This window comes from Candidatus Sulfotelmatobacter sp., from assembly GCA_035498555.1.
Taxonomy (GTDB): Bacteria; Eisenbacteria; RBG-16-71-46; order RBG-16-71-46; family RBG-16-71-46; genus DATKAB01.
In genome coordinates this window covers 1-22,885 of the sequence record DATKAB010000045.1, presented here as the reverse complement: position 1 = coordinate 22,885, position 22,885 = coordinate 1, and the positions used below count along the sequence as shown (strand labels likewise).

Sequence of the window (22,885 nt, the reverse complement as noted above, 5' to 3'; positions counted from 1 at the left end):
TCCCTCCCTGGTACGCCTGGCCGACTCCATCGCGCGCAGTGTAGCAGCCGGCCGGATCGGAGGCCGACTCGATCGCCGGTGGGTTCGTTGCCCTGCGTTTACCCGGATGCTAGCGTTCGAGCATGAGCACGAGCGTCGCGCCCGCCGCCTCGAATTCCGCGAACCCCGGCGCCGGCGAGATCCTCGAGGGGCTGAACGACGAACAGCGGAGCGCCGTCACTCACGGCGAAGGGCCGCTGCTGATCGTGGCCGGAGCCGGCACCGGCAAGACGCAGGTGATCACGCGCCGCATCGCCTGGTTGATCGCCACCAGGCGCGCGCGGCCCGAACAGATCCTGGCGCTGACCTTCACCGACAGGGCCGCCGCCGAGATGGAGTCTCGCGTCGACGTGCTGGTGCCGATCGGCCTGGTCGGCTCGACCATCGCGACGTTCAACGCATTCTGCGACCGGCTGGTGCGCGAGCACGCCATCGAGTTGGGGCTCACCTCGCAGCTGCGGGTCGAGAGCCAGGCCGAGATCCTGGTGTTCCTGCGCGAGCACCTGTTCGAGCTGGGACTCAAGCGCTATCTCCCGCTCAGCAATCCCGACTCGCATCTACACGCGCTTCTCGGCGTCTTCGATCGCGCACGCAACGAAGACGTGAGCCCCGGGCAGTACCTGGCGTTCGCAGAACAGCTCGCCGCTCAGGCGCGGGACGAGCTCCTGCGCGATCGCGCGGAAGCTCAGCTCGAGCTGGCTCGCGCCTACGGGAGCTTCACTGATCTGCTGATGCGGGCCGGGAGGGTCGACTTCGGCTCGCAGATCGGCCTCGCGCTTCGCCTGCTGCGCGAGCGCCCGTACCTGCGACGCGAGTTCCAGGAGCGCTTTCGCTGGATCCTGATCGACGAGTTCCAGGACACCAATCACGTTCAGTTCGAACTGATCCGCCTGCTGGCGGGCGACGCTCGCAATCTGACGGTGGTTGGCGACGACGATCAGAGCATCTATCGCTTCCGGGGAGCGAAGGTCGAGAACCTGATGGGGTTCCTCGACAGCTTCCCCGGCGCGAGGCGCGTGCTGCTCAATCGCAACTACCGATCCGGGCAGGCGATCCTCGACGCTGCTCATCGCCTGATCCAGGGCAACAATCCCGATCGGCTCGAAGCGCGGCTGGGACTCGACAAGCGACTGATCGCTCAGCCGCGTGACTCGGATCGCGAAGCTCCCACCGGCAGCGTCGAATTCCATCCGTTCCAGACGGCGAGCGACCAGTCGGAATCCATCGCCCTGGAGATCGAGGAAGCGATCGCGGCCGGCGCCTCAGCCGCGGACTTCGCGGTGCTGGCGCGCGCCCATCATCATCTCGATCCGGTTGCCGAGGCGCTGCGCGCGCGCGGGATCCGCTTCCGGCGCGTCGGAATGCGTGGGCTCTACGCGCGGCCGGAAGTGAACCTGTGTCTCAACGTGCTGCGCTCGGTGGCCAACCCAAACGATGGGCGCTGGCCGTTCATGGCGCTCGGCGATCCGCTGTTCGGCGCCGACGGCCTCGACCTGGCCTCGCTCAACGCGCGCGCGCGCGCGCGGCATCGCCCGCTGCTCAGGATCGCGATCGACGCCGTCGACGGCGATCCCGACCTCGGTGAGCATACGCGTGACGCGATCCGCCGTTTCGCGGCGCTCCATCACCAGCTCTCGCAGATCGCGACTTCGCGACCCACGTCCGAGGTTCTGTACGCGTTCGTGCGCGACAGCGGCATGCTGCAGTCGCTGGCCGAGACCGGCGCCGAGAATCTCGAACGCGCGCAGAACCTCAACAAGCTGTTCGCGATCACCACTCGGGTCGGGCGGCTGTTGACTCGCGATCTGGTGAGCGAGTTCATGCCCCATCTCGATCTGTTGATCGAGCTGGGCGACGACCCCACCGCCGCCGACGTCGAAGGTGACGAGCAGGCGGTGAGCCTGCTCACGGCGCACGGCGCGAAGGGGCTCGAATTTCCGGTGGTCTACCTGGTGGATCTCACCGAGCAACGCTTTCCCCAGTATCCAAAGGGCGAGCCACTCGAGTTTCCTCGCGAGCTGCGCCACGCGGCGGGTTCGGACGAGAAGCTCGAGCACTATGAGGAAGAGCGCCGGCTGTTCTATGTCGGAATGACGCGCGCGCGCGACCGGCTGGTGCTATGCCACGCGCAGGACCAGGGGGGCAGGCGCGCGGACCGACTGAGCCGGTTCGTGCGCGAAGCGCTCGGGCTGCCCGAACCGGCAAAGGGGGCGAAGGGCGCCTCGGCGCTCGAATCGATCGCTCGTTACGCGCCGGTACCCGATCCGCCCACCTCCGAGCCCGCGCCGATTGGTGCGGAAGCGCTACTCAGGCTCTCCCACTCACAGATTCGGAGCTTCCTCGACTGCCCGCTCCAGTACTACTACGCATACGTGGCGTGCGTACCGCTGCCGAGCAATCCGACTCTCATGTACGGCTCGGCGGTGCACCAGGGCATCAAGGTCTGGAATCAGGCGCGCCTCAGGGGCATTCCCATCACGATTCACGAGGTGCTGGCGGTCTACGAGAGCGAGTGGCTGAGCGAAGGGTTCCGCAATCTCGCGCACGAGGAGCGCATGAAGGCTCAGGGTCGCGAGGCCCTCGAGCGCTTCGTGCGCAACGAGCTCGCTTCGCGAGACAGGCCGGTGCTCGTGGAAGGCGAGTTCAACTTCCGCATCGGCAGAGACGAGGTGAATGGGCGCTGGGACCGGATCGACGAGCGGAAGAACGGAGTGGTGCTGGTGGATTACAAGACGTCGCAGGTCGAGGAGGAAGAGAAGGCCGAGGAGCGAGTCGCGTCCGACTTGCGTGACGGGCAGCTCGGGCTCTACGCGCTGGCCTATTTCGAAACCCGGCAGAAGATGCCGGCGCGGGTCGAACTGAGTTTCGTGGCCTCGGGCACGGTGGGTTCCGCCGAAGTCGAGCCCGAACATCTCGAGCGGGCGCGCGAGCGCGTCGAGACCGCGGCGGCCGGGATCCGGCGCGCCAGGTTCGACGCACAACCGGATTCGCGGACCTGCGCCCGCTGCGACTACCGCCAGATCTGCCGCTTCAGCGCGGTGCGTCGCAGCTCGTGAGCGCGGCCGCCGAAGCCGCCGGCCTTCGCGACGCGGCGCTGGCGATGGCCGAGGAGGCCGGTGCGATTCTGCTCGAGGGCTACGGGCGCGCGCATCGTCCGGAGCACAAGGGACGCATCGACCTGGTGACCCACTACGACCGGCGCTCGGAAGATCGGATCCTCTCCCGCATTCGCGAGCAATTTCCCGGAGCGGCGGTGCTGGCCGAGGAGTCGGGCTCCCATGGGAACCGCGGCGGCGGACTGCGCTGGATCGTAGATCCGCTCGACGGCACCACCAATTTCGCGCACAACTATCCGTTCTTCGCGGTCTCGATCGCCGCCGAGATCGATGGCGAGCGCGTGGCCGGCGTGGTGTTCGATCCGGTTCGCAACGAACGGTTCGCGGCGGCGCGCGGCCGGGGCGCGACTCTCAATGATGCGCCGATCCGCGTTTCGGACATCGAGCGGCTCGAGCAGGCGCTGCTCGTCACCGGCTTCCCCTACGATGTGCGCGAGCGCCCGGAGCGCGTGCTCCCGGCATTTCACGCCTTCCTGCGCGTCGCGCAGGGCGTGCGCCGCGACGGCTCGGCGACGCTCAATCTCTGCTACCTCGCGATGGGACGATTCGACGGGTTCTGGGAAGCGCGCCTCTCGCCGTGGGACATGGCGGCCGGGACCCTGATCCTCACCGAGGCGGGCGGACGGGTGACCGACTACCGCGGCGGCCGCTTCGAACTGGAGGGCGGAGAGATCCTCGCCAGCAATGGAAGACTCCACGACGAGATGCTGGCGGTCTTGGGAACCGCGGGCGCCGGGAGCGGACGGCCCTGAAAGCCCACGCCGGGTCTTACTCCGAAGATTGGGGCTTGCTCCGAAGATTGCAGTTGGCCGGCGGAAGTCCAAGCCATTCTGTCGGTTTCGGCGACGACGGCGCAAGACCTGGCCAGGATCCTCTGGCTCCAAGGGCTGCCACGCGCCGACTGCGATCTTCGGCGCACGATCCTCAGGCCGCGCGCCTGGCGGCCTGTTCCAGGCGGTGGCGGATCTTCGCCACCAGTTCGCTCATCTCGTATGGCTTGTGGATCACCACGTCGGCGCCCATGTCGAACGCCAGCTTGCGATCCGCCTCGCCCGAACGGGCGCTCAGGATGATGATCGGCAGACTCTTGAAGCGTTCGTCGAACTTGAGCGCGCGACACACCTTGTAGCCGTCCATCTTGGGCAGCATCAGGTCGAGGACCATCAGGTCGGGGCGATCCTGCCGGGCACGCCGGAGCCCCTCCTCGCCGTCCATGGCCTCGATCACCTCGAAGCCCTCGATTTCCAGGCCCATGCGCAGCACCGAGACGAGGTCGAGCTCGTCGTCCACGATCAGAATGCGCGGCTTGGCGTTGGGCATCGGGGTCCTCTCGCAGGCGAGTCCGGTTCGCGTGGGTTATCGGAAGATTGGCCGCACTTCTGGAGCCATTTCTCGGGACCGGCGACTGCGTCTGGGAATCGCGCCGCCGAAGAGTCAGCGCTGGCTCTCGCTCCCGTTGATCGCGCCCGACGCGACGCCTCCTGCGGTCTGCGGCGGCATCGGCTTCTGGAGGTAGAAGTCACGGGCCACGGTCGCCTCTCGCGCCCCGATCAGGTCGCGGACCCGGATCGAGAGCTGGTAGTGGCCGACCGGCATGGCCTCGAGGGGTATGCTCACGAACTGGCGACGCAGCCCCCCCACCTGCTGTTCTTCGCGCGATTCGCTCAACGGGATCGGCGGGAGCGGTCGCGGCGCCAACAGCCGCTGCACCCAGATGCGTTCGTCGTGCTCGAGCGAGCGCACGGTGTACTGGTATTCGAAGTGCGCGAGACCCTCGGCATCCGGCTGCAGGTGATAGATCTCGAAGTACGCGGTGAGCGGCGTGCCGACATCGATGATCGCGTAAGGGTTGGGCTCGATGCGCACCGATGGGTCGTGCGGGTCGAGCGTGCCCGCGTCCGGCACGCCGCAGGTGACGACCAGATCGCTCAGCGACAACCGCGTGCCGGCCGGCCTCAACGTCACCGAATCGCGAAAGACGCCCCGCCGGCCGTTGGGCCCCACCACCGAGATCCCGACCTCGTAACGGCCGGGAGGCAGGGAGGAATCGAACTCGGCGACCTGCGCCTCAGTCGGAAGACAGGCCGAGGGCACCAGCGTGTGCGAGGCTCGCGCCAGCTCGTTCTGAGCGGAGTCGCGCACCACCCAGGTCGCGACCAGCGAGTCGCCCGGGTCGCCGGGAGCCTCGAAATCGGCGACCAGCCGTGGGCCGGCGCTGCCCTCGAACCGCGCCAGCGCCCCCTCCACCGGAATCGGTCTCGTGCCGGGCGGGAGCCGGTGGAACACGCCGCGCCCGCCGCTCACTCCCATCAGATCGTAGCGTCGCGCCAGTGAATCGGGATCGGGCTCGGGCTCGATGATGGTGGATTCGAGAATGCCCATGTCGATGTAGGGCAGGTAGAAGCCGTTCAGCATGCGATCCTGCAGCCGGACGTGCATGCCGAGATCGGGGTAGTCCCAATCGAGCACGTTCATCGGAAATTGCGTGAGCCTGCCGAAGTTGAGCGTATCGCCGACGTCATCGAAGCGCTGCAGCGCCGGCGGCCCGTAACGCGCGAAGATCTCGCCGCGCTGATCCCAGATGCCGCGCCTCGCGTCGTAGTAGAGGAGATAGGCGTGCGTCACTCTCGACCAGTACTCGAGTTGCGCCTCGTTCTCGGGAGTGGCGATATCGGGATCCAGCTCGCGCCAGAAGCGCTTGATGTAGGCGGCGCGATCCTTGGGCCACATGCGGGAGAGGTGCAAGGTGTCCCGTTCGGTCGCGACCGGCGCAATGTCCTCGTATCGCAGGCGGACGTTGCGCGGCAGGCGCGGGACGGCGACCGCGAACGCGCTGTCGGCGTGCGCGACGTTGCCGAGCCGAAAGGATGCATAGGCTTCCGCGACCATGGCGTCGGCGCGGTTGGGATCCGCGTCCAGCGCATGACGGGCCGCGACCCACGCGGCGCGCGGATCGGACTTCTCCATCAGCAGAGGGACCAGCATGATCCACGCGTCGGGCTTGTGTGGGTCGAGCCGGGCGGCCTCGGTGAAATTGACGATCGCCCGCTCGCGCGATTGAGGAAGCTGGTACTTGAGCCAATCCTGCCGCCAGGCGAGTCCGAGTCCGAAGCGGTCGTCGGGATCGTCGGGTTCGTAGTGCTCGACCTTCTCGAATCGGTGCCGCGCGAGGCCGTAGAACCCGCACTGGTAGTAGAGGCGCGCCAGCATCAGATCCCACTCCGGCCTGCGTGGATCGAGCAGGGTGGCGTCCTCGAGGTCCTGGATGGCGGCGTGCCGGTCCTCGTTGGTGTTCTGGGCGACATGGCGGCGAGCCCGATCGACGAGTCGCTCGGCGCGGCGCTCGGTCCGCGCGGAAACGGCGTGCGCCGGCTCCGGCGCCCACAGCAGCGAGAGGAGCATCACCAGCAGGGAGACGAACGATCGAGTTCGAAGCACGAACAGTCCTCGGCGAGCCCGGCGACAATCGAGTATCGGAAGGACGCGGCCAAAGATCAACAACGACTTGTCCAGCCGGCGTGCTCGCGGGACGAAACCCCGCATCCCCCCGGGGAAGATCGACCGATCTTGACGCCCGTGGACCGTCCGGGCAGCATGCGTCCTTGAGATGAACTCTTCCCCGGGTCGGGTCCTCCCCCGTGTTTGAAGCGCTGGTCATCACCCTTCGCGAGGGCGTCGAAGCCGCGCTGGTGCTGGCCATCGCCTTCACGCTGCTCAAGCGCCAGGGCCTGGAACGCCTCGGCTCGTGGCTGCTGGCCGGAGCCTGCGTGGCGCTGGTCGCCTCGGCCGGATTCGCCTGGCTCGCCACGCGCTTCACCTGGAACGAGGATTTGAGCGAAGGCATCGCCATGCTGGTGGGCGCCCTGCTGGTGTTCAGCCTGGTGTACTGGATGTGGCGCAGCGCTCCGCGCATGAAGCAGGAGATCGAGAGCGGCGTGGCGCGCGCGACCGCGACGCCCGGCGGCGGCGGTCCCGGACTTTTCCTGTTCGCCTTCGTGATGGTGCTGCGCGAGGGCGCGGAAACCGCGGTGTTCCTGTCGGCCGCCGGCCTCAATAGCGCCGGGCTCGGCCGCTGGCTCGGCGCCTTCGCCGGCCTCGCGATCGCCGCCGGCTTCGGCATCCTGTTCGCGCGCGGCACGCTGCGCGTGCCGCTCAGGCCGTTCTTCTCCCTCACTTCGGCGGTGCTCACGCTGATCGGCATCCAGCTGCTGGTGGGCGGGCTCCACGAATTGTCGGAAGCGGAGATCCTGCCGTCGAGCCGCGTCGAGATGGCGGTGATCGGGCCGATCGTCAAGAACGAGCTGCTGCTGTTCACGCTCACGGTCGCGCTGGCCGCCGGATGGCTGCTGTTCGGCCCGGGACGCTTGCCCCCCCAGACGTCGGTGGCCGGCGAAGGCCCCGAGGCGCGGCTCCTCCGCGCGGCTCGCGAGCGTGACGCGCGCCGGCGCCGCTGGACCGGGATCCTCGCGGTGCTGGTGGTGGGCCTTCTGAGCGTCGCGTTCGTGCGCAGCTCGCGCCTTCCGGCCAGGGAGCCGGCGCTGCCGCTCGCGCTCGAGAACGGCGAGGCGCACGTCGACACCGCGCCGCTCGCCGACGGCAAGATGCATTTCTACGAAGTGGCGCTGCCCGAGGGCACCGTCCGCTTCTTTGCGCTCAGCGCCGGGAACCGCACCGTCACCTGCTTCGACGCCTGTTCGATCTGCGGCGACAAGGGCTATTTCCTCGACGGCGGCAGCGTGGTGTGCCGCAACTGCACCTCGCCGATCGCGATCTCTTCGCTCCAGAAGGGCGGCGGATGCAATCCCATCCCGCTTCCCTCGCGAGCCGAGCCGGGACGGCTGGTCGTGTCGGCGCAGGACCTGCGCGCGGAGCTTCCCCACCTCAAGGGGCGGTGAGCGATGTTTCGCAGACTGCTTCTGGCTTCACTGTTCGCCCGCCGAGGCCGCGCCATGCTCGCATTCCTGGTGGTGACGGTCGGGGTCGCGGTCGCCACGGCGCTGGCTACGCTCGCGCTTCAGGTGGGCGACGACCTGGCCCGTGCGCTGCGCACCTCGGGCCCCAACTTCGTGGTTCTTCCGCAGGGCGCGAGCTGGCCGCTCGACCTGGGCGGCGCGTCCTATCAACCGGCGCGCGCCGGCGCCGCGCTCGACTCGGACGCCGTCGCGCGCCTGAAGCGCTCCTTCTGGAGCAACAACCTGCTCGAAGCGACGCCGGAATGCGCGATCGCCGCCACCCTCGGCGGCCGGCCGGTGACCCTGCTCGGCACGTGGTTCGCGCATTCGGTGCCGACTCGATCCGGCGAGTGGCGCACCGGACTGGCCGCGCTGCGCCCGAACTGGCGGGTGAACGGCCACTGGCCGCGCGAGGGCTCGAACGAGATCGCGCTGGGCGCGTCGCTCGCTTCGCGGGTCGCGCTGCATCCCGGAGAACGAGTCGAGGTGTCGTGCGGTGGCCGCGCGGATCACTGGCTGGTGAGCGGCGTGGTGGCGGCGGGCGGACTCGAGGACGGACTGGCCTGGGCGCCGCTCGAGCGCGTGCAAGAGCTGGGCGGCCGCGGCGGCGAGGTGGATCGCGTGTGGCTCAGCGCGCTGGTGCTGCCGCAGCCGGGCGGCCCTCCTCCCGACGCGCGGCGCGACCCGCAGGGCTACGAACGCTACATGTGCACCGCCTATCCGGGGAACGTCGCCGGTTCGCTGCGCGAGCAGGTGGGCGACGCCGAAGTGCTGCCGATGTCCGAAGTGGTGGCGGGCGAAGCGCAGGTGGTGCGGCGCCTGAGCCTGCTCATGCTGCTGTTGGCGCTGGCGGCGCTGGCGGCCGCGACACTCGGGCTCCTCTCCACCACCATGGCTTCGGTCATCGAGCGAAGCGTCGAGCTGGGACTCCTGCGGGCGCTCGGCGCCGGCACCGGCCAGATCGCGGCACTCCTGCTCGGGGAGTCGCTGCTGGTCGCCTGCGCGGGCGGGCTCGGCGGGTTCCTGCTCGGCACGCTCGGCGCGACGCTGCTGCGGGGCACGACCTTTGGAGCTCACTCCCCCGTCCAGCCCTTGATGCTGCCGGTAGCGATGCTGCTCGCGATGCTGGTGGCGGTGGCCGGCACGCTCGCGCCGCTGCGCGTCGCGCAGCGAGTGGATCCGGCGACAGTGCTCCATGGCTGACCGGCGGGGCATGGAAGGACGGCTGCTTCGCGCCTCGCTGTGGCGCCGGCGCGGCACCGCCCTGCTGGCGATCGCGGCAGTCGCGATCGGAGTCTCGGTGGCCTCGGCGCTCCTTCATCTGTCGAGGGACCTCACGCACAAGCTGGATCGTGAGCTGCGGAGCCTGGGCCCCAATCTGCTGGTCGTGCCCGAGCCGCGCCGCGTCGCACAGGGCGCGGGGCTCGAGCGCGAGGAAGCGGCCGGCCGCTATCTCGACGCCGGCGAGGTCCGCGCGCGCCTCAGCGCGGCGGGGCTTGCGGCCGCGCCGCTCCTCTACGTGGTGGCGCGCGGCCAATCGGGCCCGCTCCAGGTGATCGGCGCCGATCTCGGCACGGCCCGTTCGCTCCATCCTTCGTGGCGTATCGAGCCGGGTGACGGTCCGGCCCTGATGGGTGCGCGCCTGCGCTCGCGCCTCGCCATCGCCCCGAGCCAGCCGCTCACGGTGACGCTGGGCGCTCGCTCCCTGACGCTCCCCGCGGGTCCCACGCTCGAGGCCGGCGGTCCCGACGACGACGCGTGGTGGGTCCCGCTCGAAGACGCGCAGGCGCTCGCCGGGCTCGAGGGCCGCGCGAGCGTCGTGCAATCGCGGCTGCCGGAAGGGATCTCGATCGAGTCCATACACGCGCTCGATCGTGCCGGCGAGTTCCAGGTGCTCCCGCTTCACGCTTTGTCGGACACCGAAGCCGGCCTGCTCGCACGCATGAAGCGACTCATGGCGATGGTGACGCTGGCGGCACTGCTGGCGGCCGGGCTGTGCGCGTTCGGGACGCTCATGGACCTGGCGTTCGAGCGGCGGCGCGACATCGCGCTGATGAAGGCGCTGGGCGCGGCTCACAGCGACATCGTGCGGGTGCTGTGCGGCGAGTCCGCGGTCATCGGCTTGCTCGGAGGGCTCGCCGGGTGGCTGATCGGGCTCGGCTTCGCCGAACTGATTGGTCGCGAGGTGTTCCACGCCTCGATCGCGGTTCGCTGGGAGGTGCCGCCGATGGTGCTGGGGCTCGCGCTGCTGGTGGCCGCGGCGGCTTCGTTCGGCCCGATTCGGATGGCGCTGGCGGTCGAGCCGGCGCGGGTGCTGAAGGGGGAATGACTTGAGCGTGCTGGTTCGCCTCGAACGGGTGTCGCGACATTACGGTGCCCTGCGCGCGCTCGATCAGGTGGATCTCGAGATCCGCGCCGGCGAGTGGCTCGCCGTGATGGGACCGTCGGGCTCGGGGAAGAGCACGCTGGTCAACCTGCTCGGCGCGCTCGATCGCCCCACCGAGGGTCGGGTCGAGGTCGCCGGCGAGGATCTCACGCGCATGAGCGAGGCGGCGCGCGTGCGTTTCCGGCGCGAGAAGGTCGGCATCATCTTCCAGCAGTTCCATCTCTTTCCCTACCTCACCGCGCTCGAGAACGTGATGGTGGCACAGCACTACCACTCGGTGTCCGACGCCGGCGAAGCCGAGCGCGCGCTCGAGCGCGTCGGACTGCGCGAGCGCGCCGGACACCTGGCTTCGCGCCTTTCGGGCGGCGAGCAGCAGCGCGTGTGCATCGCGCGCGCGCTCATCAATCGGCCGCGCCTGATCCTGGCCGACGAGCCGACCGGCAACCTCGACGCCGAGAACGAGGATCGCGTGCTCGAACTGTTGCGCGGCCTGCACGCCGAAGGCCACACGCTGGTGACCGTGACTCACGCGGCGAAGGTCGGGAACCTGGCGGATCGCCGCGTCGAGCTGTCGCACGGCCGACTGGTGGACCTCACCGTCAGCGATCAGGAGATCGAACGGCGCTACGACGAGGTGCTGGTCCAGATGTGGACGTTGTCCGAAGAAGGCCGCCTTCCCGAAGCCCGCCGCGTGCAGGTGCCCGACGTGGTCGACAACCGCCGCACGCTTCAGGGCATGACCGAGAGCGGGCTCGTGATCCAGAGGAACGGTTCGCTCGAGTTCACCGAGCGCGGGCGCGCGGCGGCGCGCGATCTGGTGCGCCGGCGGCGTCTGGCCGAAGTGCTGTTCTCCTCGGCGATGCGCCTGTCCAGCGAAGAGATGGAGCTGGCCGCCTGCCGGATGGAGCACATCATCGATCGCGAGGTCACCAACAGCATCTGCACCTTCCTCGGCCACCCTCGCCGCTGCCCGCACGGCCGCCCGATTCCTCCCGGCCACTGCTGCGAGCTGCCGATCATCTCGTAGCCCCGCCGGATGAACGGACCGCTCGCTCCCGCCGACCTGCCCGCGCTCGGGGCCGAGGTGGCGCTGCTCGATGTGCGCCTCGAATCGGAATTCGCCGCCGGGCATCTTCGCGGCAGCGGCCACCTGCCCGCCGACGAGCTGCTGCCGCGGCGCGCCGAGCTGCCGCCGCGCGACATGGCGGTGGCGGTGCTCGCCGCGAGTGCCGAGCAGGCGCGGCGTGCGGCGCAGGCGCTCGAGTCCATGGGCTACGCGGAGGTCGGCTGGCTCGCGGCGCCGCTCGCTTCGACCGCGACGCTGGAGCTCGAGGCCGGTCCGCCGGCTCGACTCTGGCGGCCGGCGCCATTCCTGGTCGAGCGGATCGACGAGCTCCCACGCGGCCTGGCCGCGGATCTGGCCGCGGGCTCCGGGCGCGAGGCCGCGTTCCTCGCCGAACGCGGCTTCACGGTCGAGGCCTGGGACGCGGCGCCCGAAGCGCTCGAGCGCGCCGCGGATCTGGCGCGCCGCGCCGGGGCCGAGCTCCGCACCGTGGTCGCCGATCTCGAACGAGGCCGGCCGACGCTCCCGGAATCGCGCTACGCGCTGGTCACGTGCTTTCGCTTTCTGCACCGCCCGCTGTTTCCGGCCATGGCGCGAGCGCTGATTCCGGGAGGACATCTCGTCTACGAGACCTACCGCGTCGGACAGGAAAAGTTCGGGCGGCCCAAGCGCCCGCAGTATCTGCTCGAGGACGGCGAGCTGGCGCGATCGTTCCAGTCGCTCGGTCTCGAGGTGCTGCGCTACGAGGAGCCTTCCCCGTCACGGGGCCCGATCACGGCGCGATTGTGGGCGAGGCGCCCGGCTTGAGCCTGCAGCGGGCGGCGGTGGCCGCATTCCTGGCTCTCCTGCTGGGAGCCCCGGCGGCCGTGGCGCACGATCAGCCCTTCAGCGCGCTCGACCTTCACCTGGGCGGCGACTCGCTCTCCGGCCGGATTCTCGCTCACGTCGTGGATCTCGGTCGCGTCACGGCCATCGATTCGCCCGAATCGCTGCTCGATCTGCGGTTCGCGAATCAGCACCGCGAGGCGCTGGTCCGCGCCCTGCGCGCTCGGCTGAACGTCCGGCTCGACGGGCGCGCGATCGAGCCGATCTTCGATCGCGGCATCGCGCGCGTTCCGGATCGACCGCTGCTGCTGTTCACGTTTCACGCGCGCGGCGCGAGCGCCGGCCGAGTCGAGGTGCGCGGTCCGCTGTTCACGGATGAGGTCGAGCACCAGACCTACCTCGACGTCTACGAGGGCGAAGCGCTCACTCATCAGGCGGTGCTCGACGCGGGGAATCCCGAGGCCGCCTACTTCACCCGCGGCCGCCAGAGTCTGTGGCGGGTGCTACGCACCTTCACCGGCGCGGGAATCCACCACATCTTCATCGGACCCGATCACGTCCTGTTCGTCATCGGTCTCCTGCTGCTCGGTGGCGGCGTTCGCCGTCTGGTGAAGATCGTCACGTCGTTCACGGTGGCTCACAGTCTGACCCTGGCCCTGGCCACGCTGCACGTGGTGAACCCACCCTCGCGGGTGATCGAGCCGGCGATCGCGCTCAGCATCGTCGCGGTCGGGGTCGAGAATCTTCGCGCGCGGAACTCCGGCGACCATCGTGCCTGGATCGCGTTCGCATTCGGCCTGGTGCACGGATTCGGCTTCGCCAGCGTGCTCGAGGATTTCGGACTCCCGCGCGCGGCGCTCGGCACGGCATTGTTCGCGTTCAATCTGGGGGTCGAGCTCGGCCAGCTCACGATCGTCCTGGCGGTGGCGCCGCTGCTCTCCGGAATCCGGTGGCGATGGCCGCGGGTCGGCGCTCGCGCGAGCGTCTGGGGCTCCGTGCTGGTCACCGCCGCCGGCAGCTTCTGGCTGGTGCAGCGCATCTTCTTTGCGAGCTGAAGCGTATGCGGTCGCACAGGCCGGAATCCGTGGCCCGACTCCGGACGCGCGCCCCGCGCTGGGGCGCCCATTCGCCGCGTGCGTCGAGCAACTCTCGAAGTTCGAACGGGCCAGTGGCCAGACGTGCAATAGAAAGGTATGGTGGCGAAGGTGATCCCAAAGCCGCGCAGAGTGCCCCTGGCAGGCTTGAGTTTCGGTCTCCTGCTTACCGGATGCGCCCCCGGTGCCGGCAAGACCGGCTTCCAGATGCCGCCCACCCCGGTCGAGGTCGCGACCGTGCAGTCGCGCACCGTCCGCGACCAGTTCCACGCGCTCGGCGGCATCGCCTCGGACGAGCAGATCGAGGTGGTGAGCGAGCTGAGCGCGGTGGTCGAGGAGCTGACCTTCGTCGAAGGCCAGGCGGTCGAGAAGGGCACCCAGCTCGCGCGGCTCGACGACCGCGAAATCCGCGCCGATGCCGAACGTGCGGAAGCCCAGCGCGAGCAGGCCGAGTCGAACTTCAAGCGTTCCGAGAAGCTGCTCGAGCAGAACGCCATCTCGCCGCAGGAGATGGACGACGCCAAGACCGCGCTCAAGGTCGCCGACGCCAACGAAGCGCTGGCCAAGGCTCGGCTCGACAAGACGCGGATTCGCGCTCCGTTCTCGGGGCTGGTCGGGCGCCGCCGGGTTTCTCCCGGCGCCTACCTGCGCGAGGGCGAAGTCATCACCGACCTCGCGCGCGTGGACGAAATGAAAGTGACCTTCGCGGCCCCCGAGCGCTACGCCGGGCTGCTGCGCCCGGGCATCGCGGTGGACGCGATGGCGCCGGCGTTCCCGAGCCAACATTTTCCCGGGCGCATCACGGTGGTGGATCCCGTGATCGATCCCGATACGCGCACCGTTCAACTGGTGGCGAAGCTCCCCAACCCCGAGCGACGCCTGCGTCCCGGCATGTCGGCGAACGTGTCGGTGACGTTCGCCGAACGTCCGGGCGCGCTGGTCGTCCCCGATGAGGCGGTGTTCGCCGAGGGCACCCAAAGCTTCGTGTTCCTGGTGAAGCGCGACAGCACCGTGAGCAAGGCGCCGGTGCGCCTCGGCACCCGCGATTCCGCGCGCGTGGAGATCCTGCACGGCCTCGAGGCCGGGCAGGTGGTGGTCCGCGCCGGACACCAGAAGCTCTACGACGGCGCGCACGTCATGCCGGTCGGCGCGGCGGGCGACTCGGGCGGCGGACCGGCGAGCGGAAGCGCGGCGCGATGAAGCTGAGCGAAGTCTCGATCGAGCGCCCGGTGCTGGCGACGGTAATGAGCCTCGCCATTGTGTTGTTCGGTGCGCTCTCCTACTCGTTCCTGCCGGTCCGCGAATACCCGGACATCGATTCGCCGATCGTCTCGGTGAGCACGTTTTACCGCGGCGCCAACCCGCAGGTGGTCGAGACCGAGATCACCGACGTGCTCGAGGAGCAGCTCTCGACGATCGAGGGCGTCAAGCTGCTGACCTCGTCGTCGGCCGAGCAGAGCTCGGACATCACCATCGAGTTCAATCTCAATCGCGACGTCGACAAGGCCGCCAACGACGTCCGCGACCGGGTCGCGCGCGTTCGCAGCCAGCTGCCGATCACCGCCGACGATCCGGTGGTCGCGAAGCAGGACGTGAACGCGCAGCCGATCATCTGGCTCGCGCTGTACGGCGAGCGCTACAACACCCTCGAGTTGTCGGACTTCGCGAAGAACGAGCTGGCCGAGCGGTTGCAGCGGCTGGAAGGGGTGGGGGCGGTGGTGGTGGGCGGCGAACGCAAGTACGCGATGCGCATCTGGCTCGACGCTCAGCGGCTGGCCGCCTACGGCCTCACGGTGAGCGACGTGGATCGCGCGCTGCGGGGCGGCAACGCCGAGATCCCTGCCGGGCGCGTCGAGGGCAAGGGCCGCGAATTCGCGGTGCGCACCCGCGGCGACCTCGACCAGCCCGAGCAGTTCGCCTCGATCATCGTCGCGCAGCAGGGTGACCAGGTGGTCAAGCTCGGCGACGTCGCCGACGTGCAGGTGGGCGCCGAAGACGACCGCAGCGCGGCGCGCTACAACCGGCAGCCGGCGGTTGGGCTCGGCATCGTCAAGCAGCAGAAGGCCAGCACCGTCGATGTCGCCGACGTGGTGCGCGCCTCCCTGCCCCGGTTGCGCGAGCTGCTGCCGGCCGGCATGAATCTCGACGTCGCCTACGACTCCGCCACCTTCATCGAGAATTCCATTCACGAGGTGGTGCTGTCGCTGATCATCGCGATCCTGCTGGTGTTCGTGGTGATCTTCCTCTTCCTCGGTTCGCTCCGCGCCACCTTGATCCCGGCGGTGGCGATTCCGGTTTCGATCATCGGCACCTTCACCGTGACCTACTTCCTCGGCTACAGCATCAACATCCTGACGCTGCTGGCGCTGGTGTTGGCGATCGGTCTGGTGGTGGACGACGCGATCGTCATGCTCGAGAACATCCATCGCCACATGGAGCTCGGCAAGCCGCGCCTGCGCGCGGCGCTCGAGGGCGCGAAGGAGATCGGCTTCGCGATCGTCGCCACCACCTTCACGCTGGTGGCCGTGTTCGTGCCGGTGGCGTTCCTGCGCGGCCGGGTCGGCCGCCTGTTCAGCGAGTTCGGCGTGGCGGTCGCGGTGTCGGTGCTGATCTCGGGATTCGTGGCGCTCACGCTCACGCCCATGCTCTGCTCGCGCTTCCTGGACGCTGGGGAGCACGGGGCCGAGCCGCCGGCCGGCGAAGCGGGTCCAAAGCCCAGGCGAGAGTCGCGATTCCGCCGCTGGTTCGACGCGATGTTCGCGCGCGTCTCGTCGAGCTACGAGTGGAGCGTGCGCTTCGCCATCTCCCACTGGCGGCTGATGCTGGGGCTGACCGCGCTCCTGATCGTCGCGATTGGCGGCTTGTTCAAGCTGCTTCCGAGCGAGATGGTGCCGACCGAGGATCGCGGCTGGATCTTCAACGTGATTCGCGCGCCCGAGGGCGCGACGCTCGAGTACACCGATCGCTACGTGCGCGTGGTCGAGGGCATGTACGACCAGCTCCCGGCCAAGGACCGCATGTTCACCGCGGTCGGGCTGTTCGGGCCGGTCACCGACGCCTTCATGTTCGTGGGGCTCAAGCCCTACGGAGAGCGCCCGCCCGCGCAGGCGCTGACGCAGCAGATGTTCCCGCGCCTGTTCGGGATTCCCGGGGTGCTGGCGTTCGCCTTCAATCCGCCGAGCCTCTCGACCGGCGGCGGTCAGCCGGTGAACTTCGTACTGCAGGCCGAGAGCTATGAACAGCTCGCGGCCAGCGTCCCCCGGATGCTGGGCGAGGCGCAGAAGCTCGGATACCTGGTGAACATGGACACCGACCTCAAGCTCAACAAGCCGCAGCTCGAGGTCCAGATCGATCGCGATCGTGCCTCGGAACTGGGCGTGTCGGTGGCCGACATCGGCAACACGCTGCAGGTGTTGCTCGGCGGCAGCCAGGTGACCCGCTTCAAGCGGGGCGATCACCAGTACGACGTCATGCTGCAGCTCCCGCGCGAGGATCGCGCGAGCCCGGGCATCATCAACGATCTCTACGTACGCGGGCCCAGGGGGCTGGTGCAGCTCTCGAGCGTGGTGCGGGTCGAGGAAAAGGTCGCGCCGCGAGAACTCAATCACTTCAATCGCGTGCGCTCGGCCACCATCACCGCCAGCCTCGCGCCGGGGGTCACGATCGGCAAGGCCCTTGACGATCTTCGCGCCATTGCGCGGCGCGTGCTTCCCCCCGGCGTGCACACCGATCTGGCCGGCGACTCTCGCGAATACGCCGAATCGAGCGGCGGACTCAACTTCCTGTTCGTGATCGCGCTGGCGTTCATTTTCCTGGTGCTGGCCGCCCAGTTCGAGAGCTTCATCGACCCGATGACCATCCTGTTCTCGGTGCCGCTGGCGGTGTTCGGAGCGCTGCTCACGCTGTTCGTATTCCGCATGACCATCAACATCTTTTCGCAGGTCGGACTGATCATGCTGATCGGTCTGGTCACGAAGAACGCCATCCTGATCGTCGAGTACGCCAATCAGCGCCGTGCGCGCGGAGAATCGATCGTCGAGGCGGTGGTGGGCGCGTCGCGCATCCGGCTGCGCCCGATCCTGATGACGGCGCTGGCCACCGTCTTCGGCATCCTGCCGATCGCCCTCGGGCTCGGCGCCGGCGCCGAGTCCCGGAAGCCGCTCGGCATGGCGGTGGTCGGGGGCATGCTGTTCTCGACCTTCCTCACCCTGGTGGTGGTCCCGGTGGTCTACACCCTGCTCGCGCGCTTCTCCCCGGTGCGGCGCGCCGCCGAAACTCGGGCGGCGGAGCTCGCCCGGGCCGCCGCCGCACCCCAGCTCAGCCACTGATCCGGGCAGCCTTGTTTAGCGCTGCGTGCGATGTTCGACGACATCGAACTCGCTCCGGCCCCCGTTCGAAATCATTTTCTTGACGGGAGATGGGTGCCATGTAATCGTTTTCATGTACCGCGATGGGCGTTGGCGCCCGCCAGCTCCCCCGTCCCCCGGACTTCCGACAAGTCACGAGTCCGTCGCGGGATGAAGCAGGGAAGCGCTGGGTGCTTCGGGCCGCCGGGCTTCTCGCGGAACGCGAGTCGTGCCGTGCATCTGGTCGTCATCACTTCGATCCGCATCATCATCGCCACACCACCCTTCTAGGAGGAACGTATGCAGCGGATCCGCTACTCCACCGTGCTTCTCGCCGTCGGCTGTGCGCTTGCGATCGTTTCGGCGGCGTACGCCGGCGACGGTCGTTCGTGTCCGGGCGCGACCCCGAATCCGAACGGCGCCAACATCGCGACGCGAGTCTTCAACGACTGCCCGACTTCAACGCTCAACGTCAACAACCTCTATCCGGCGTCGATCTTCATCAACGACCAGAACCTGGCGTGCTTCGGCTACGCGAATCTCCACACCTGGAGCTTTTCGACCGACGGTGGCGCGACCAAGGCGCAGTTCGAGAACTGCAGCGCCTATCGCTTCTGCGCGGACGTCGTGCTCGACGGCGACGACCCGCCGGGCGAGGCCGGTCTGCGGCTGGCCCCATGGTGGTCGCCGGACGCCGATGGCAAGTTCATGCTGAACTACGGCACCGGCGAAATCGCGTGCTTCGGCGGGCGGCTTCCGTTCTACAGCTTCACGGCGGCCTACGGCATCCACTACGTCCGCAATCAGATCGCGCACATGCAGATCACCTACCTGCCGAACGGCCTGAGCTCGGCCTCGCCGGCGACGATCCAGTACGACCTGGTGCTCGGCGGCACGCCGTATTCGAGCGGTCCGATTGCATTCGACTCCGGCAACATGGCGGAAGATCCGCCGCACGGCCTGTGGGGCGAGTTGGTCCCGGCTTATGCGGGCGGCTACTTCCAGCCGGTGCTCGACGGCTCGGGCAACCCGTACAGCATGGCGTGCACCTGGATGAACATCTGCTACGAAGATCTCGGCGTCACCCCGGCCAAGACCACGACCTGGGGCAAGGTGAAGACGCTGTACCGGTAGCTCCCCCGTATCCACCGCACACGGACGACCGCCTCCGCCGGACGGAGGCGGTCGTCTTGCATCGGAGCCGTGCCTTGGCCGGATGTCGGCGTGTGCTCCGGCGTCACTCTCGACTAGAATGTCGCGCCTTCGTTTGTTACCTGCGTGCCGCCGCTCGCGGACCCGACGGGAGACGCGCGAGACCTGATGAAGAAGCTGTTCGAGACCCGCTACGGCCATTTCAGCCCGGACGGCCGCGAGTACGTCATCACGCGTCCGGACACGCCGCGGCCGTGGGCCAACGTCATCTGCCCGGATCGCTACGGCACGATCGTCACCCAATCGGGCACCGGCTATTCGTGGATGACGCACGCGACCTTCAATCGTCTGACCCGCTGGGAGCAGGACCTGGTGCGCGACGAATGGGGCAAGTGGCTCTACTGCCTCGACCGCGATTCGGGCGAGCTGTGGTCGCTGGCCTGGAGTCCGGTGCGGCCCCGGTTCGACTTCTACGAGTGCCGGCACGGTCTCGGCTACAGCACCTTCACATCCGAAATCCATGGCGTCCGCGCCGAGCTCACGATCTTCGTCCCGCCCGAGGAGACGCTCGAGATCTGGCGCGTGGCGCTAACCAACCGCTCGCGCCGCAGACGGCGGCTCGCGCTCACCAGCGCGCTGGAATGGAACCTCGGCCCGGCGCCCGACACCCACCGGGAATTCCACCGCCTGTTCATCGAGACCGATTTCCGCGCCGCCGACCGCGCGCTCTACGCCACCAAGCGGCTCAATACCATTGCCGAGCACGGACGTGGGCAGCCCTGGAACGTCGAATGGCCGCACGTCGCGTTCCACGCCGTGAGCGAGCGCCCGAGCGGCTGGGAGAGCGACAAGCGCGGGTTCTTCGGCCAGTGGGGCAGCGCCGCGCGCCCGGAAGCGGTCGCGGCGGGGCGCCTCACCCGCACCTCCGGCAAGTGGCTCGACGGCATGGCGGCGCTGCAGGTCAATCTCACGTTGCCGCCCGGCGGCACCCGCCAGGTCGCGTACACGCTCGGCATCGGAGAGTCGCTCGCCGAGGCGCGGCGGCTGGCTCGCCGCTACCGCGCGCCGGCTTCGGTCGAGCGCGCGCTCCGCGCCACGCGCGAGCACTGGCGGCGGCTGCTCGAGCCGCTCGAAGTTCACACCCCGGATCCGGCCTTCGACCTGCTCACCAATCACTGGCTCAAGTACCAGGCGATCTCGTGTCGCCTGCTCGGGCGTACCGGCTACTTTCAGATGGGCGGCGCCTACGGATTTCGCGACCAGCTCCAGGACAGCCAGGTCTGGCTCCCGCTCGCGCCCGAGCGCACGCGGCGCCAGATCCTGCTCCACGCCGCGCATCAGTTCCGCGACGGCACCGCCTGGCACTGGTGGCATCCGCTCACCGAGGAGGGCGCGAAGAAGCCGCTCAACGACGATCTGCTGTGGCTTCCGTTCCTGACGCTCCAGTACCTGCGCGAGACGCTCGACTGGCGATCGCTCGACGAACGCGTGCCGTTCCTGGGTGACGACGGCAAGCCGTCGCGCGACGTCGGCACGCTCTACGAGCATTGCCGCCGCGCGATCGACTCGTTCTGGCAGCGGCTGTCGCCGCGCGGCATCCCGCGCATGGGCGCCGGCGACTGGAACGACGGCCTGTCCGCCATCGGCGCCAAGGGCCGCTCGGAGAGCGTGTGGCTCGCCCATTTCCTGATCGGGATCCTCGAGGACTGGGTCGAGCTCGAGAGGCGGCGGCCGGGCGGGGACGCCGCGGTGTCGCGCCGCTACGCACTCGGGGCCGGCAAGATGCGGCGCGCGGTGAACCGGCATTTCTGGGATGGCCGCTGGTACGTGCGCGCGACGCGTGATGACGGGACGCCGATCGGCTCGAAGCAGAATCACGAGGGCCGAATCTTCATCAACGCTCAGACCTGGGCGATTCTGAGCGACGTCGTGCCGCCGCGGCGTCTGCCCGCCCTGCTCGATTCGCTGCGGCGCCATCTCTATCGCGAATACGGGCCGCTCGTGCTCTATCCCGCCTATCGCACTCCCGACGCCGGCATCGGCTACCTCACCCGCTACGCGCCCGGAGCGCGCGAGAACGGTGGCCTGTACACGCACGCCGGCCTGTGGGCGGTGCAGGCCGAATGCAAGCTGGGGCGCGCGGCCGAGGCCTGGCGCCTGCTCCGCTCGTTCTCGCCGGTGCATCGCGGCATGCGCCCCGATTTCTACGAGGTCGAGCCCTACGTGACTCCGGGCAACGTGGACGGCCCCGATTCGCCACATTTCGGTCGGGGCGGCTGGACGTGGTACACGGGATCGGCGACGTGGATGTTCCGCATCCATTCCGACTGGATCCTCGGCGTCCGGGCCGACTGGGACGGCCTGCGGGTCGCGCCCTGCCTCCCGCCCGGCTGGAAGGGATTCACCATGCGGCGGGCGTTTCGCGGCGCGCGGTATTCGATTTCGGTACGCCGCGGGCGCAAGCAAGAGCTGCGCGTGGACGGCTGGAAGGTGGCGGGCGATCGGATCCCCGATCTCGCCGACGGCCGAGAACACCAGGTCACGTTGATCTTGAGAGGATCGCGATGAGCGGACGTGGTCGCCGCGCGGGCCGCCTCGTTTGAACGCGCGGTCCCCATTCCCGCGCGGATTCCTGTGGGGCGCCGCGACCTCGTCGTACCAGATCGAGGGCTCTCCCCTGGCTGACGGCGCCGGGCCCGGGATCTGGCATCGCTTCTCGCACACGCCCGGTCGGACGCTCAACGGCTGGACCGGTGACGTCGCCTGCGATCACTACCGCCGGTGGAGGGACGACGTGGCGCTGATGCACGCGCTCGGCCTCGACGCCTATCGCTTCAGCCTCGCCTGGACGCGCCTCCTGCCCGAGGGGACGGGGCGCGCGAACCGGCGCGGGCTCGACTTCTACTCGCGGCTGGTGGACGCGCTGCTCGAAGCCGGCATCCGTCCGATGGCGACGCTCTTCCACTGGGACCTGCCGGCGGCGCTCGACGACCGCGGCGGCTGGCTCAACCCGGACTCTCCGAAATGGTTCGGCGAGCTGTCGGCGCTGGCGTTCAAGACCCTTGGCGATCGCGTGGGGCTCTGGTGCACGGTCAACGAACCCTGGGTGATCGTGGACGCCGGCTATCTCTACGGAGTGAACGCGCCGGGACATCGCAATCTCTACGAGGCCCCGATCGCTGCCCACCATCTGCTGCTCGCCCACGGCGAGGCGGTGCGCGCCTGCCGCGCCGCCGGCACCGGAAAGATCGGGCTGGTCGTGAACCTCGAGCCGAAGGAGCCGGCCAGCGAGCGCCCCGAGGACGTGAACGCCACGCGCCTCGCCGACGCCTACATGAATCGCCTCTATCTCGATCCGGTCTACCTGGGGCGCTATCCGGAAGAGATGCGCGAGCTGTTCGGCGCGGCGTGGCCGGAATGGCCGAGCGAGGACTTCGCGAAGCTCGGCGAGCCCTTCGATTTTCTCGGCATCAACTGGTACACGCGTGCGCTCACCCGTTACGAGCCCTCGCTCGCCCCGATTTGCGCGGCCCGCGTGGTGCCGGCCGGCGCAACGGTGATGGAGACCGGCTGGGAGGTGCATGCCCCGAGCCTCCTGACCACGCTCTCCTGGGTGCGCGATCGCTACGGCAACCCCCCGATCTACGTGACCGAGAATGGCGGGGCGTTCGCCGATCCCGCGGTCGCGAGCGGCGGCCGTATCAGCGATCCGCTCCGCCTTCGCTACCTGCGCGAGCATCTCGCGGTGGTGCGGCAGGCGATCGACGCCGGGGTCGACGTGCGCGGCTATTTCGTGTGGTCACTGCTCGACAACTTCGAGTGGCCGAGCGGCTACTCCAAACGATTCGGCATCGTGCACGTCAACTTCGAGACCCAGCAGCGCACCATCAAGGACAGTGGCTGGTTCTACCG

General features: G+C 69.0%; 15 protein-coding genes. 13 read left to right on the top strand and 2 right to left on the bottom strand.

What is annotated here, in order from left to right:
• Positions 1 to 122 precede the first annotated feature (122 nt).
• The gene (locus VMJ70_03680) at positions 123 to 3,095 is read left to right on the top strand and encodes an ATP-dependent DNA helicase (GenBank protein ID HTO90209.1); all 2,973 of its coding nucleotides are present in this window, start codon (positions 123 to 125) and stop codon (positions 3,093 to 3,095) included.
• Positions 3,092 to 3,907 (top strand): inositol monophosphatase family protein, encoded by an 816-nt coding sequence (locus VMJ70_03675; protein ID HTO90208.1) that lies wholly within the window; start codon positions 3,092 to 3,094, stop codon positions 3,905 to 3,907. The genes VMJ70_03680 and VMJ70_03675 overlap by 4 nt, the downstream gene beginning before the upstream one ends.
• A gap of 172 nt (positions 3,908 to 4,079) precedes the next feature.
• Here VMJ70_03675 and VMJ70_03670 read toward each other — a convergent pair whose 3' ends face one another.
• On the bottom strand, positions 4,080 to 4,475 hold the full coding sequence (locus tag VMJ70_03670; GenBank protein HTO90207.1) for a response regulator: 396 nt from the start codon (positions 4,473 to 4,475) through the stop codon (positions 4,080 to 4,082).
• Between the two features lie 114 nt (positions 4,476 to 4,589).
• On the bottom strand, positions 4,590 to 6,593 hold the full coding sequence (locus tag VMJ70_03665; protein ID HTO90206.1) for a GWxTD domain-containing protein: 2,004 nt from the start codon (positions 6,591 to 6,593) through the stop codon (positions 4,590 to 4,592).
• Positions 6,594 to 6,793: 200 nt separating this feature from the next.
• Between VMJ70_03665 and VMJ70_03660 the strand changes: the two genes are divergently transcribed.
• From VMJ70_03660 to VMJ70_03610, 11 genes are all read left to right on the top strand, one after another.
• On the top strand, positions 6,794 to 8,050 hold the full coding sequence (locus tag VMJ70_03660) for a Fe-S-containing protein (protein HTO90205.1): 1,257 nt from the start codon (positions 6,794 to 6,796) through the stop codon (positions 8,048 to 8,050).
• 54 nt (positions 8,051 to 8,104) lie between these two features.
• Positions 8,105 to 9,310: an ABC transporter permease gene (locus VMJ70_03655; GenBank protein ID HTO90204.1), complete on the top strand. Its 1,206-nt coding sequence runs from the start codon at positions 8,105 to 8,107 to the stop codon at positions 9,308 to 9,310.
• Positions 9,303 to 10,436: an FtsX-like permease family protein gene (locus VMJ70_03650; GenBank protein ID HTO90203.1), complete on the top strand. Its 1,134-nt coding sequence runs from the start codon at positions 9,303 to 9,305 to the stop codon at positions 10,434 to 10,436. The genes VMJ70_03655 and VMJ70_03650 overlap by 8 nt, the downstream gene beginning before the upstream one ends.
• A gap of 7 nt (positions 10,437 to 10,443) precedes the next feature.
• The gene (locus VMJ70_03645; GenBank protein ID HTO90202.1) at positions 10,444 to 11,520 is read left to right on the top strand and encodes an ATP-binding cassette domain-containing protein; all 1,077 of its coding nucleotides are present in this window, start codon (positions 10,444 to 10,446) and stop codon (positions 11,518 to 11,520) included.
• 9 nt (positions 11,521 to 11,529) lie between these two features.
• Positions 11,530 to 12,363 carry a methyltransferase domain-containing protein gene (locus VMJ70_03640; GenBank protein ID HTO90201.1) on the top strand — a complete coding sequence of 278 codons (834 nt, stop codon included), beginning with the start codon at positions 11,530 to 11,532 and terminating at the stop codon, positions 12,361 to 12,363.
• Positions 12,360 to 13,436: a HupE/UreJ family protein gene (locus VMJ70_03635; protein HTO90200.1), complete on the top strand. Its 1,077-nt coding sequence runs from the start codon at positions 12,360 to 12,362 to the stop codon at positions 13,434 to 13,436. Before VMJ70_03640 ends, VMJ70_03635 begins: the two co-directional genes overlap by 4 nt.
• A gap of 186 nt (positions 13,437 to 13,622) precedes the next feature.
• Positions 13,623 to 14,675 carry an efflux RND transporter periplasmic adaptor subunit gene (locus VMJ70_03630; protein HTO90199.1) on the top strand — a complete coding sequence of 351 codons (1,053 nt, stop codon included), beginning with the start codon at positions 13,623 to 13,625 and terminating at the stop codon, positions 14,673 to 14,675.
• Positions 14,672 to 17,803 carry an efflux RND transporter permease subunit gene (locus VMJ70_03625; GenBank protein ID HTO90198.1) on the top strand — a complete coding sequence of 1,044 codons (3,132 nt, stop codon included), beginning with the start codon at positions 14,672 to 14,674 and terminating at the stop codon, positions 17,801 to 17,803. Before VMJ70_03630 ends, VMJ70_03625 begins: the two co-directional genes overlap by 4 nt.
• Positions 17,804 to 18,121: 318 nt before the next feature.
• The gene (locus VMJ70_03620) at positions 18,122 to 18,955 is read left to right on the top strand and encodes a hypothetical protein (protein ID HTO90197.1); all 834 of its coding nucleotides are present in this window, start codon (positions 18,122 to 18,124) and stop codon (positions 18,953 to 18,955) included.
• Positions 18,956 to 19,141: 186 nt separating this feature from the next.
• A complete protein-coding gene (locus VMJ70_03615; GenBank protein HTO90196.1) occupies positions 19,142 to 21,541 on the top strand; it encodes a glycosyl hydrolase family 65 protein in 2,400 nt (799 codons plus the stop codon).
• Between the two features lie 31 nt (positions 21,542 to 21,572).
• On the top strand, positions 21,573 to 22,885 hold a 1,313-nt coding region (locus VMJ70_03610), incomplete at its 3' end, for a GH1 family beta-glucosidase (protein HTO90195.1).